This is a genomic window from Micromonospora chokoriensis (assembly GCF_900091505.1).
GTDB lineage: Bacteria > Actinomycetota > Actinomycetes > Mycobacteriales > Micromonosporaceae > Micromonospora > Micromonospora chokoriensis.
In genome coordinates, this window is sequence record NZ_LT607409.1 from 5818867 (window position 1) to 5831832 (window position 12966).

At 71.8% G+C, this 12966-nt stretch carries 11 protein-coding genes; 2 read left to right on the forward strand and 9 right to left on the reverse strand.

What is annotated here, in order from left to right; genetic code table 11:
* Positions 1 to 44: 44 nt before the first annotated feature.
* The 6 genes from secF to ruvC form a co-directional block, all read right to left on the reverse strand.
* Positions 45 to 1241, reverse strand: coding sequence for a protein translocase subunit SecF (gene secF / locus GA0070612_RS26350; RefSeq protein ID WP_088990355.1), 1197 nt, complete (start codon positions 1239 to 1241; stop codon positions 45 to 47).
* A gap of 1 nt (position 1242) precedes the next feature.
* Positions 1243 to 3147 carry a protein translocase subunit SecD gene (gene secD, locus GA0070612_RS26355; protein ID WP_197699244.1) on the reverse strand — a complete coding sequence of 635 codons (1905 nt, stop codon included), beginning with the start codon at positions 3145 to 3147 and terminating at the stop codon, positions 1243 to 1245.
* Positions 3148 to 3418: 271 nt separating this feature from the next.
* Positions 3419 to 3775 carry a preprotein translocase subunit YajC gene (gene yajC / locus GA0070612_RS26360; RefSeq protein ID WP_088990357.1) on the reverse strand — a complete coding sequence of 119 codons (357 nt, stop codon included), beginning with the start codon at positions 3773 to 3775 and terminating at the stop codon, positions 3419 to 3421.
* 122 nt (positions 3776 to 3897) lie between these two features.
* On the reverse strand, positions 3898 to 4965 hold the full coding sequence (gene ruvB / locus GA0070612_RS26365; RefSeq protein WP_088990358.1) for a Holliday junction branch migration DNA helicase RuvB: 1068 nt from the start codon (positions 4963 to 4965) through the stop codon (positions 3898 to 3900).
* 148 nt (positions 4966 to 5113) lie between these two features.
* A complete protein-coding gene (gene ruvA, locus GA0070612_RS26370) occupies positions 5114 to 5716 on the reverse strand; it encodes a Holliday junction branch migration protein RuvA (RefSeq protein WP_088990359.1) in 603 nt (200 codons plus the stop codon).
* Positions 5713 to 6240 (reverse strand): crossover junction endodeoxyribonuclease RuvC, encoded by a 528-nt coding sequence (gene ruvC / locus GA0070612_RS26375; protein WP_088990360.1) that lies wholly within the window; start codon positions 6238 to 6240, stop codon positions 5713 to 5715. Before ruvC ends, ruvA begins: the two co-directional genes overlap by 4 nt.
* An 805-nt stretch (positions 6241 to 7045) precedes the next feature.
* Between ruvC and GA0070612_RS26380 the strand changes: the two genes are divergently transcribed.
* Together GA0070612_RS26380 and GA0070612_RS26385 are read left to right on the forward strand one after the other, a co-directional pair.
* Complete coding sequence (locus GA0070612_RS26380) at positions 7046 to 7828, forward strand: 3-hydroxybutyrate dehydrogenase (protein ID WP_088990361.1); 783 nt, start codon at positions 7046 to 7048, stop codon at positions 7826 to 7828.
* A 14-nt stretch (positions 7829 to 7842) separates the two neighbouring features.
* Positions 7843 to 9762, forward strand: coding sequence for a helix-turn-helix domain-containing protein (locus GA0070612_RS26385; RefSeq protein ID WP_088990362.1), 1920 nt, complete (start codon positions 7843 to 7845; stop codon positions 9760 to 9762).
* A gap of 119 nt (positions 9763 to 9881) precedes the next feature.
* Here the strand turns inward: GA0070612_RS26385 and GA0070612_RS26390 are convergent, their stop codons facing one another.
* From GA0070612_RS26390 to GA0070612_RS26400, 3 genes are all read right to left on the reverse strand, one after another.
* Positions 9882 to 10490 (reverse strand): TetR/AcrR family transcriptional regulator, encoded by a 609-nt coding sequence (locus tag GA0070612_RS26390; RefSeq protein WP_088990363.1) that lies wholly within the window; start codon positions 10488 to 10490, stop codon positions 9882 to 9884.
* Positions 10491 to 10501: 11 nt separating this feature from the next.
* The gene (locus tag GA0070612_RS26395; RefSeq protein WP_088990364.1) at positions 10502 to 12070 is read right to left on the reverse strand and encodes an MFS transporter; all 1569 of its coding nucleotides are present in this window, start codon (positions 12068 to 12070) and stop codon (positions 10502 to 10504) included.
* A gap of 82 nt (positions 12071 to 12152) precedes the next feature.
* Positions 12153 to 12854 (reverse strand): transcriptional regulator, encoded by a 702-nt coding sequence (locus tag GA0070612_RS26400; RefSeq protein WP_231924347.1) that lies wholly within the window; start codon positions 12852 to 12854, stop codon positions 12153 to 12155.
* Between the last annotated feature and the right edge of the window lie 112 nt (positions 12855 to 12966).

A 12966-nucleotide genomic window follows, 5' to 3' on the forward strand; every position in this document is an offset into this window, starting at 1 on the left:
CCGGACGCCGTTCGGGCGTTCCCGTTCGGGTGTTTCGCCTCGGGTCAGCGCCGCTTGGCGCCACCCGGCCGGTTGCCGCCGCCACCCGGGCGACCGCCACGGGCGCCGGTCGGCCGCTTGCCCGCCGGCCGTGCGCCCACCTTCGGGGCGGCGCCGGCCAGCGCCGCGGCGTCCGGGTCGAGCGGCTCGTCGGTCGCGTCGGCCTGCGCCGGACTCGCCGGACCCTTGCCGCCGGGGACCTCGCCCCGGGCGACCGCGCCCCGCCGGGCCAGGACGCGCTTGTTGTGCGCCTGGATCCGCGGGTCGTAGTTCTTCAGCAGCGCCAGCAGCGGCGTGGCCACCAGGATGGAGGTCAGGAACGCCACCGCCATACCGACGAACAGCACCAGACCGAGGTCCTTCAGCGTGCCGGCGCCGAGCAGGCCGGCACCGATGAAGAGCAGACCGCCGACCGGCAGCAGGGCGACCACCGAGGTGTTCAACGACCGCATCAGGCTCTGGTTGACGGCCAGGTTGGCCGCCTCGCCGTACGTCTGGTTGTTGTTCGCGGTGATGCCCCGGGTGTTCTCCTGGACCTTGTCGAAGACCACCACCACGTCGTAGAGCGCGAAGCCCAGGATGGTGAGGAAGCCGATGATCGTCGACGGGGTGACCTCGAAGCCGACCAGCGAGTAGATGCCGGCGGTCAGGAGGAGGTTCATGATCAGTGAGGAGACCGCGGCGACGGCCATCCGCCACTCGAAGCGCAGGATCAGGTAGACCATCACCAGCGCGATGAAGATGACCAGACCGAGCACGGCGCGCTCGGTGACCTGGCTGCCCCACGCCTCGCTGACCTGGTTGTTGCTGATCTGGTCCTCGTTGATGCCGAGGTCCTCGGCGATCTGGGCCTTGACCGCGGTGGCCTGCTCGGCGCTGAGCTGCCCGGTGCGCAGCTCGTAGGAGTCGCCACCGGGGCCGCCGACCTTCTGGGCGGTGACCACGTGGGTGCCGGTGTTCGCCGAGGCCAGCGCCGAGTCCACCTCCCGCTCGGCGTCGTCCAGGGTGCCGACGCTGGCCGGCACCTGGAACGAGTTGCCGCCGGCGAACTCGATGCCGAGGCTGAAACCGCGAATCGAGAAGCTGAGGATCGCGATCAGGACCAGGACCCCGGCGACGCCGAACCAGAGCTTGCGCCGGCCGACGATGTTGAGACCGGCCTCGCCGTTGTAGAGGCGGCTCGCCAGACCGTTTTGAGCCATCTCAGGCCTCCTTGGCGCGCGGGTTGCGGGGCTGCTGAGTCGGCTGGTTGCGAGCCGGGAGCGCCCGGCCCAGACCGCTGACCCGCGGGGACAGGAACGCCCGGGTCCGGGCGAACATCGTCATGATCGGGTGACGGAAGAGGAAGACCACGACCAGGTCCAGCACGGTGGCCAGACCGAGCGCGAAGGCGAAGCCCTTGACCGTGCCGACCGAGACCACGTAGAGCACCACAGCGGAGAGCAGGGTGATCGCGTTGGCCGAGATGATCGTCCGGCGGGCCCGGATCCACGCGCGGGGCACCGCGCTACGCGGGCTGCGCCCCTCCCGGATCTCGTCCTTCAATCGTTCGAAGTAGATGACGAACGAGTCTGCCGCCACACCCAGTGAGACGATCATGCCGGCGATGCCGGCGAGGGTGAGCGTGAAGCCGATCTGCCGGCCGAGCACCACCAGCGCGCCGAAGACCAGCAGCGCGGAGAGGATGAGGCTCAGGAAGATCACCGAGCCGAGCAGCCGGTAGTAGAAGAACGAGTAGATGATGACCAGCAGCATGCCGATGCCCGCCGCGAGCAGACCGGCGCGCAGGTGGCTTGCGCCCAGCGTGGCGGTGACGTTCTGCGACTCCTGCCGCTCGAAGGTCACCGGCAGCGCGCCGTAGCGCAGCTGGCCGGCGAGCGCGCTGGCGTCCTTCTGGTTGAAGTTGCCGGTGATCTGCGAGTTGCCGGTCAACACACCCTGGATCTCCGGCGAGGAGACGATCTCGTTGTCCAGCACGACGGCGACCCGGCACTTGCCGTCCTGACCGAGCGCGGTCGCGTCGCAGGCCTGGCCCTCATTGTTGAACGACTCACGGGTCAGCGCGGTCCACTTGCTCTGGCCCTCGCCGGAGAAGTCCAGGCTGACGACCCAGGAGCTGGTCTGGTCGAGCACCGCGTCGGCGTCGTCCACGTCGGTGCCGAGCACCTTGGCCTGGTCCAGCAGGTACTTCGACGCGCCACCCTCACAGGCGACGACCTGCTGCTTCGGATCGGAGATCGACGCCGGCGGACGCTTGTCGAGCTGGGCGCAGCCGATCGTCGGCACGTTGAACTGCATCTGCGCCGGCAGCACCGCCACCTCCTGGGGCGACAGCGTGCCGAACGGCTTGAGCTTGTCGCCGAGGGACGGGTCGGCGGTCAGGTCGGCCGGGGCCTGCAACCCGTTGGCGGCCTGCCAGGCGGCGGCGCCGACCTTCTGCTCGACGGCCTTGCGCTGCTCCTCGATGCTGGCCGGCACCGGCTCGGCGCTGGCGCTCGGCGTCGGCGTCGCGGCGCTCGCCGAGGCGGAGGGCGTCGGGGTGGCGCCGGGCGACGCGGGGGCCATGCCACCCTGACCGCCACTGGGCGACGAGGTCGCCTTCGGCGCGCCGCTGCCCGACGGCGTCGGGGTCGCGCTGCCGGACGGGGTCGGGACGGCGCTGCCCGACGGGGTCGGAGCGGCGGACGGCGGCGCGGCGATCGTCCCGCTGCCGTCCGCCGCCTTCAGCACCTTGCGGAAGCGCAGCTCGGCCGCGCTGCCCACCTCGTCGAGGTTCCGGTTCTCACCGGGCAGGGAGATGACGATGTTCCGATTGCCCTCGGTGACCACCTCGGCCTCGGCGACGCCGAGCCCGTTGACCCGGTTCTCGATGATCTGCCGGGCCTCCTCGAGGTTCTCCGCCGTCGGCGGCTTGCCGTCGATGGAGTTGGTCGCCTCCAGCGTCATCCGGGTGCCGCCGATCAGGTCCAAGCCGAGCTTTGGCTCGAGCCGGTCCTTCAAGCTGCCGTTGGCTCCGGCGAAGAACACCAAAAGATAGAGGACCACGAAGATGAACCCGAGCACGGCGAGCTGCCGCCCGGGGCGCATCTGTCCCTGAGGTGGTGCCACGGCTGTCCTGTCTCCCTGTACGGTCGCGCCGCTCTGCGCAGCGACGGCGGTGTCGGGCCGGTGATCCGCCCGACGGGTCTGCCTTGAGCCGACGTGCGGCCGGCACGAGGACCGGGCGGGGTGCTGCCCCGACGGTCACGGGAACGTGCCGACGCCCGGCGTCGACCCAACTATCCAGTTTTCACGTCTCGTCCGCTGCCCCGTCGGGCGCGGCGACCCGGAAGCCGGGTGGGCCGGCCGTACGCCGGACCCGGCGCTCCGGAAGGAGACGTCAGTCCTTGGCGGTGTCCGCGTCCTCGGTGACCGGCTCGCTCGGCAGCTCCGCGCGGGTGACGACCCGGGCGATGGCCGGACGGGCGTAGCGGGTCTGCACACCCGGTGCGACCTCGATCAGGACGGTGTCGTCCTCGATGCCGGTGACCGTGCCGTAGAGCCCACCGATGGTCACGACCTCGTCGCCGGGGCCGAGGTTGGACTGCATCGCCTCTGCCTCTTTGCGGCGCTTCTGCTGGGGCCGGATCATCATGAAATACATGACGCCGAAGAGCAGGGCGATCATCAGGATCGGCGTGAAACCGCCGGCCCCGCCGCCCGATGCTGCGTAATGCACGGTTACTGACCTTCCCATTGGCCGCCTTCCGGGCACCGGGGGTGCCGGAGCGGAGGCGGATTCTCACGTCCTGTACAGACCGCGGCGAAGTCTAAACCCTGCACCTGAGAACACCGAATGCGGCACAGATCACGTTCACATCACGGCTGTTCGGTATCCAAGGAGAACAGATCGGGCACCGCTGGACTATCTGCACCAAATGTACCATTCGGCGGGTTTCGCCCCAGGTGTCGCCAAGCCGCCTCCGTGGCCACCCGCCCCCGGGGCGTACGAGCCAACAGACCGGCCCTGACCAGGAACGGCTCGCAGACCTCCTCCACCGTGTCCGGCTGCTCCCCCACCGCCACCGCGAGCGTGGACAGGCCCACCGGACCTCCCCGGAACGAGTCGACCAACGCCGTCAACACCGCCCGGTCCAGCCGGTCCAGACCGAGCGCGTCCACGTCGTACACCGTCAACGCGGCACGGGCGGTCTCCAGATTGACCACCCCGTCGGCCCGCACCTCCGCGTAGTCCCGGACCCGGCGCAACAACCGGTTGGCGATGCGAGGCGTGCCCCGGGACCGCCCGGCGACCTCGGCGGCACCCTCGGCGGTGATCGGCACGCCGAGGATCCGCGCCGAACGGTGCAGCAACGTCTCCAGATCCGCCGGAGCGTAGAAGTCCAGGTGCGCGACGAAACCGAACCGGTCCCGCATCGGCCCGGTCAACAGACCCGAACGGGTCGTCGCACCCACCAGGGTGAACGGCTCGACGTCCAACGGGATCGCCGTCGCCCCCGGACCCTTGCCGACCACCACGTCGACCCGGAAGTCCTCCATCGCGCTGTAGAGCAGCTCCTCGGCCGGCCGCGCGATGCGGTGGATCTCGTCGATGAAGAGCACGTCGCCCTCGGCGAGGCTGGTCAGGATGGCCGCCAGATCACCAGACCGCTCGATGGCGGGGCCACTGGTCACCCGGATGCCGGCACCCAACTCGGCGGCGACGATGTTGGCCAGACTCGTCTTGCCCAGCCCCGGAGGGCCGGAGAGCAGGATGTGGTCCGGCGGCGAACCCCGCCGCATCGCGCCCTGCAACAACAGGTCGAGCTGGTCGCGCACCCGGTCCTGGGCGATGAACTCGGCCAACCGCTTCGGCCGGACCGTCGCCTCCGCGTCCCGGTCGGCGTCGCTGACGTACGCCGAGACGAGCCCGTCGGTCTCGCTCACCGGGCTGCCCTCGATCGCGCCTGCGGGGCTCGCAAACCCGGCTCACTCCTCGCGCTCACCGTGCCGCTCTTCGATCGCGACTGCGGGGCTCGCAAACCCGGCTCACTCCTCGCGCTCACCGCTGCGGCCCGCCGTCGTCGCTGGTGGCTCATCGGGTACGACCCAGCAGGCGAATGGCCTGCTTGAGCAGGACCGGCACCGGCGGCGTCGGACCGTCGATCGTCTCCGCCACGGCGGCCACCGCCTGGTCGGCCTGACCGGCCGTCCAGCCCAGCCCGACGAGTGCCTGCCGGACCTGCTCCGGCCAGGCGCCACCGGTCACGCCGGCCGCACCGTCGGCGCCGATCGGCACCGGACCGATCCGGTCGCGCAGCTCCAGCACCAGACGCTCGGCGCCCTTCTTGCCGATGCCGGGCACCCGGGTCAGCGCCGCCGTGTCGGCGTTGGCGATCGCCTTGCGTACCGCGTCCGGGGTGTGCACGGCCAGCACCGCCTGGGCCAGGCGCGGGCCCACCCCGCTCGCGGTCTGGAGCAGCTCGAACAGCGACTTGGCGTCGTCGTCGGCGAAGCCGTAGAGGGTCAGCGAGTCTTCCCGCACGATGAGGCTGGTGGCGAGCCGGGCGACCTGGCCGACCCGCAGGTCGGCGAGCGTCCCGGGAGCGCAGTGCACGGCCAGACCGACACCGCCGACCTCGATCACCGCCTGATCCGGACCCGTCGCGGTCACCGTGCCCCGCACGCTGGCGATCATCGCGTTCCTCCTCGTCGTGCCCGATCGGCCGCCGCCGCCAACTTCGAGCGTGTCCCGCCGCGCCAGATGTGACAGATCGCCAACGCCAGCGCGTCGGCCGCGTCGGCCGGCTTCGGTGGCTCGGCCAGCCGCAGCAACCGGGTCACCATCGCCGTCATCTGCGCCTTGTCGGCCTGACCGGAGCCGGTCACGGCCGCCTTCACCTCACTCGGGGTGTACGTCTGCACGGGCAACCCCGCACGCGCCCCGGCCAACACGGCGATGCCGCTGGCCTGCGCGGTGCCCATCACCGTCCGCACGTTGTGCTGGCTGAACACCCGCTCGACGGCGACGCTCTCCGGCTGGTGCTCGGCGACCAGCTTGGTCAACGACCGGTCCAGGTGCAGCAGGCGCAGCGGCAGCTCGTCGGCCGGGTCGGTGTAGACCACGTAGTACGCGACCAGAGTGCAGGGCCGTCCCGGCACACCCTCGACCACGCCCACACCACACCGGGTCAACCCCGGGTCGACACCGAGCACGCGCACGCCGCCTCCTCCCCCAGCCGTCAGCAGTACGTGTGTTCGACACCCTAACCGTCGCCCTTCCCGCCAGCCCCACGGGACACGCCCCGCGCGCCCCGCCGCACCCCGCACCCCGCACCCCGCACCCCGCACCCCGCACCCCGCGCCCCGCGCCCCGCGCCCCGCGCCCAAGATCCGCACAACATCCGGGATGGTGCTGCCTCCGGTTCGCGGGAGACAGCACCATCACCGTTGTTGCGCGGATCGTGAAGACGGACGCCATCGCCGGCGGGCCGGGAGTGCGTTCGGAACGCCCGCAGCCGTCAAGGTCACGCTCGATCCAGGATGTAGTGGCCACAGAGCGCCGCGATGCCACTACATCCTGGATCTTGTGCGATCTTGCGGCACACGACGGGCGGGCGGGGAGAGCGCGCGGCGCGACGTTTCGCACCCTGCCCGGCGCGTCATTGCCTGTCGTCGTTGCATCATGTGCGCACCTCTCAGCGTGATCCACTCCAGGTCGCCGACGTGGCGGTATCTCCGCCGGTGGATACCGCCACACCGGCGTAACGGAGTTGATCACCATGCGCAACGGAATCGATCAACGCGACGGAGCCGACCACACACGAGCGGCCCGCACGAACGGGCACGCACGAACGGGCACGCACGAGCGGGCACGCACGAACGGGCACGCACGAACGGGCACGCACGAACGGGCACGCACGAGCGGGCACGGGCGAGCGGCGCGCACGGGCCACACAGCTTCGGCCTGGAGTATGTGTCGCCGACCCATGTGCCGGGGAGGGCACAGCTCGTAACTTCTTGCGCCATGACGGCAGAACCCGTGGCGGTCCCCCACGTCGTACAGGTTGACCTCGCTGGCCGGACCGCCCTGGTGACCGGGGGTGGCAGTGGCATCGGGCGGGCGTGCGCCCTGCGGCTGGGCGCGGCCGGCGCGAAGGTGCTCGTGGTGGACCGCAACCTGGAGGCGGCGAAAGCGGTGGCCGCCGAGGCCGGCGGCCGGGCCGAGGGTGTGGACCTGTCCGACGCGGCGGCGGTGGACCGCCTCGACGTGGACGTGGACATCGTCGTGAACAACGCCGGACTTCAGCACGTCGCGCCGCTCCAGGACTTTCCGGTCGAGCGCTTCGAGTACATCCAGCGGGTGATGGTGGAGGCCCCGTTCCTGCTGATCCGTCGGGCTCTGCCCCACATGTACGCCCGGGGTTGGGGTCGTGTCGTCAACATCTCCTCGGTGCACGGGTTGCGTGCCTCGCCGTACAAGGCCGCGTACGTCTCGGCGAAGCACGCACTGGAAGGGCTGTCGAAGGTGGTCGCGTTGGAGGGCGCCGCGCACGGGGTGACGGCCAACTGCATCAACCCGGCGTACGTGCGCACGGCGTTGGTGGAGAGCCAGATCGCCGACCAGGCGGTCAGCCACGGCATCGCCGAGACCGAGGTGATCGAGAAGATCATGCTGGCCCGGGCGGCGATCAAGCGACTGATCGAGCCGGAGGAGGTGGCCGAGCTGCTGGCGTACCTCTGCTCGCCGCCGGCGGCGTTCATCAGCGGCGCGTCGATCGCCCTCGACGGGGGCTGGACGGCCAACTAGTGGGCCCGAGCACAATGTCGACCATGTCATCGCCGGTGGAGTTCCTGGAACTGCTCGCGCGGGAGGCCGCGGCGGTCGAGTTCGAGGGGCCGTTGGTGGCGGCGCGCGCCGCCGGGTTGCCGCCGGACCGGCTGGCCGAGCTGGAGCAGGCCAGGTCGGTGGCGTTGCGGGTCCGCGCGTTGTTGGAGCGCCGACGCCGCCGCGAGACGGAGCTGTCCGGCCTGTACGACACGGTCAGCGACCTGGCCGGGCTGCGCGACCTGGACGACGTGCTGCGGGCGATCGTGCACCGGGCCCGCAATCTGCTCGGCGCGGACGTGGCGTACATGACGTTGAACGACGACGAGCGCGGCGACACCTACATGCGGGTGACCGACGGGTCCGTCTCGGCCCGGTTCCAGCGGCTCCGGTTGCCGATGGGCGCCGGCCTCGGTGGCCTGGTGGCCCAGTCCGGGGCTCCGTACGTCACCGCGAACTACGGCGAGGACGCGCGCTTCCACCACACCGGCGAGATCGACGCCGGGGTCGGGGAGGAGGGCCTCGTCGCGATCCTCGGGGTGCCGCTGCGGCTCGGCTCCACCTCGATCGGCGTGCTCTACGCGGCGAACCGGTCGGCGCGGCCGTTCGTCCGGGAGGAGGTGGCGCTGCTGGTCTCCCTCGCCGCGCACGCCGCGGTGGCGATCGACACCGCCCGGCTGCTGACCGAGACCCGCTCGGCGTTGGCCGAGTTGTCGGCGGCGAACACCACCATCCGGGCGCACAGCAGCTCGGTGGAGCGCGCGGCGGCGGCCCACGACCGGATGACGGCGCTGGTGCTGCGCGGCGGTGGTGTGGAGGACGTGGCGGCCGCGGTGACCGAGGTGCTGGGCGGTGCGCTGCTGGCGCTGGACGCCGAGGGCCGTCTGCTGGCCCGGGTGGGCGAGATCGACGAGCCGGACCGGGCGGACATCGTCGAGGCGGTGGCGGCGTCGCGCACCGAGGGGCGCAGCGTGCGCCGCAGTCCGCTCTGGTACGCGGCGGTGGTGGCGGGCACGGAGAACCTGGGTGCCCTGGTGCTGCGTCCGGACGACGAGCTGGTCGACGCCGATCAGCGGATCCTGGAGCGCGCCGCGCTGGTGACCGCGCTGTTGCTGTTGTTCCGTCGGACGGTCGCGGAGGCGGAGGGTCGGGTCCGTGGCGAGCTGCTGGACGACCTGATCGCCCGGCCGCTGCGGGACACCGACGCGTTGCGCAGCCGGGCCCGCCGGCTCGGGGTGGACCTGGACGCGCCGCACGTGCTGGTGGCGGTGGGCGACGACGCGATCGCCGCGACCGGCTCGGCCCGGCAGCGGGTGTTGTCGTGGGCCACCACGTACGCCTCGGCGCGCGGCGGACTGGCGGCGACGCGCGACGGCCGGGTGGTGCTGATGCTGCCTGGGCAGGACGCGGGCGGCAGCGCTCGCGCGGTGGCCCGGGACCTGTCCCGGGCGACCGGCCGTCCGGTGACCGCCGGGGCGAGTGGCCCGTCGAACGGGCCGGGGGCGCTGGCCGCCACGTTCCAGGAGGCGGACCGGTGCCTCACCGCGCTGGGCGCGCTGGGCCGCTCCGGTCAGGGTGCGAGCACCGTGGAGCTGGGGTTCGTCGGGTTGCTGCTGGGGACGGTGGGTGACCGGGGCGAGAAGGACGTGACCCAGTTCCTCAGCGCCACCGTCGGGCCGGTGGTCGACTACGACGCCCGGCGCGGAACGGCTCTGGTGAAGACGCTGGAGGCGTACTTCGGGCTGGGTGGCAGCCTGGCCCGGGCCGCCGAGCAACTGCACGTGCACGTCAACACGGTGACCCAGCGGCTGGAGCGGGTGGGGCAGTTGCTCGGCGCCGACTGGCAACGGCCGGACCGGGCGCTGGAGGTGCAGCTCGCGCTGCGCCTGCACCGGCTGCGCGCCCCGGCCGGCTGACCACCCGTGCGGGGGCACGCCGTGCGCAGCGAGGGCGGCCCGGCTGCCGAACCCGGGCCCGGCGCGACGGCCGCACCCGGGCCCGGCGTGGAGAGCCACGCCCGGCCCGGTGCGCCGGGTCAGCGGGCGCGGATGCCCTCCAGCACGGCGTCGACGACCCGCTCGGGCAGGGTCTGCTCGTCCAGGTCCGGGTTCCACTGCAGCACCCGCTGGATCAGCATGGGCCCGGTGAGCAGCGCCATCGTCACCTCCACGTCGATGTCGGCGCGGAGCACACCCTCGTCGATGCCGCGTCGCAGCACCTCGCGCATCAGCTGCCGGCGGGGCGAGATGATGTTCTGGTAGAGCTGGAACTGGTCCGCGCTGCGGTTCACCGCGGGCACCAGGCAGGGCATGATCTTCGCCGCGCGTGGGTCGACGTTCTTGCCGATCGCGCCGACCAGCAGCACCAGGTCCTCGCGGACGGAGTGCCCGGCCGGCTTCGCCAGGACGCCCTTGAGTCGCCGCAGCGCGTCGAGCAGCAGGGCGTCCTTGCCGGCCCAGCGGCGGTAGATGGTGGCCTTGCCGACCCCGGCCCGGGCGGCGATGGCCTCGATCGAGAGCGCCTCGATGGTGCTGCCTTCGGCGAGCAGGTCGAGGGTGGCTTCGATGATCGCCTCGTCGGCGCGGATGCTCCGCGGTCGCCCGGGCGGCCGCGGAGCATCGGCAGTGGACGTCATGTCCGACATTCTCCCCGAACCTATGCCGTGCCGGCCAACTCGGGCTCGGCGACCGGGGCCGCCGGGGCGAGGCTGGTGTCCTCCCGACCGGGCATCCAGCGCAGCACCACGATGATTCCGAGCGCGGCGATGATCCCGGAGAGCCCGGCCGCCCAGTGCATGGCGGTGACGAAGGCGTCGTTGGCGGCCGAGATCAGCGCCGGCGCCGCCGGGCCGAGCTGACCCGCCGCCGCGTACGCCCCGGAGATCGACTCGTTGGCCGCGTCGCGGGCACCCGTGGGCAGCCCGGTCAGCGCGTCACCGATGTCGCTGCGGTAGACCGCGGAGAGCACCGAGCCGAGGACCGCGACACCGAGCGCGCCGGCCACCTGACGGATGGTGTTGCTGACCGCGGACCCGACACCGGCCTTCTCACGCGGCAGCGCCGACATGATCGACTCGGTGGCCGGCGGCATGATGTTGGCCATCCCGGCGCCCTGGATGAGGAAGACGAGCAGCACGATCCAGATCGGGGTGGAGGCGCCGATGAAGACGAACGCGGCGAGCGAGATCACGGTCAGCGCCAGCCCCACGGTGGCGACGGCCTTGCCGCCGTAGCGGCGGACCATCGCGGCGCTGCGGGGCGCGAAGATCAGCTGGGCGCCGGCGAAGGGCAGGAAGAGCAGACCGGTCTGCAGCGGGCTGTAACCCCGCACCAGCTGCAGGTAGAACGAGCCGAAGAACATCGAGCCCATCGCGGCGAAGAACACCAGGCCGACGATGGCGACCGGGGCGGCGAAGCGGGGCACCTTGAACAGTCGGACGTCCAGCGACGGGTGGTCGCTGCGCCGCTCGTGCTGGACGAACCAGGCCAGCACGGCGATGCCGACGAGGATCGAGCCCCAGGCCACCGGGCGGTCGAAGCCGTGCTCGCCGCCGTCGATGATGCCGTAGGACAGGGCGACCAGACCGACCACGGAGAGCAGCACGCCGAGCACGTCGACGCGACCCGGGCGTGGGTCACGCGACTCGGGGACCAGCAGGGCCACCAGGACCACGCCGGCGACGACGACCGGCACGTTGATCAGGAACACCGAGCCCCACCAGAAGTGCTCCAGCAGCGCGCCGCCGAGGATCGGACCGATGGCCACGGCGAGACCGACGGCGCCGGCCCAGACGCCGATGGCCCGACCACGCTCACGCGGGTCGAAGACGTTGGAGATGATCGACAGGGTCACCGGCATGATGGCCGCGCCGCCGACGCCCATCAGGGCGCGGGCCGCGATGAGCTGGCCAGGGCTCTGGGCGTACGCCGAGAGCAACGACGCCAGGCCGAACAGCCCCAGACCGACCATCAGGAAGCGCTTGCGGCCGGCGCGGTCGCCGAGGACTCCGAAGGTGAACAGCAGCCCGGCGAAGACCAGGGTGTAGGAGTTGATGGCCCACTCCAGCTCACCCTGGCTGGCCCCGAGGCCGTGCACCGGGTCGGCCAGGGTGCGCAGGGCCACGTTGAGGATCGTGTTGTCGAGGACGACCACGAGGAGGCTGATCACCAGCACCCCCAGGATCGCCCACCTCCTCGGGTGGCCCGTGTTGTTGTGCAGCTCCATGCCTGGTTTTCCCCCCACGCTTCACCCGCGGCGCAATACGATACGGGTCAGACTCGTAACGTGGGTCAGCGTACGACCCCCATTAACGATACGGCACCGATCCGTATCGTATGTGGTGGGCATCACGCCCCGCAGGCACGTCCCGACAGGCGGCAACCGCGTCCGGCAGTGAGCCCAGGTGCGCCGTCGGTCGGGTGAGCGGCTCGATCCAGCCCGGCCCCGCGCCGTACACCCGCAGGCGGGGGAAGTCCCGGGCGAAGCGCACCAGCCGGTACGCGCGGCCGGTGACCGGCGTCTGCGACCAGAGCACGACGGTGTGCGGGCGCGCGCGGTGCACCGCACTGGCCAGCGCCGACCAGGGCAACATCGGGCCCAGATTCAGACAGCCGCGGCCCTGTTCCCGCAGCGCGGCCGCCAGCGCCAGCAGACCGAGAGTGTGGGCCTCCCTCTCGACGCCGGCCAGGAGCACACCGCCGGCGGGCAGTGGGCGGCCCGGCTCCCGTCGGTACACGTCGAACGCGACCCGGACACCCTCACTGAGGGCGTGCTCGACGACGACCTCCGCGGGGGTCCGCCCCGGCAGCCGGGCCAGCAACGGACGGCAGACCTGCTCCCAGAGCGCCGGCACCCCCCACGCCTGCGCCAATTCCAGCACCAGCGTGGCGACGCCGTGACCGTCCAGGTCCTCGGCCGCCGATCGGACCTGCTTGTGCGCGATCTCCACAGCCTCGGCCGGCATCGGATCGGTCAGCACCAGACGTACCCCCGGGTAGATGGTTTCCACCCGGGGTTCGCTGAAACTACGCGCGGTGGATGCGCCGGCGCGGATTTAACCGCCGGCGGGCGGCGGACGTGCGGTGGCTTCACTCCCGCACGTCAGCGGCTTGACCCGGTCT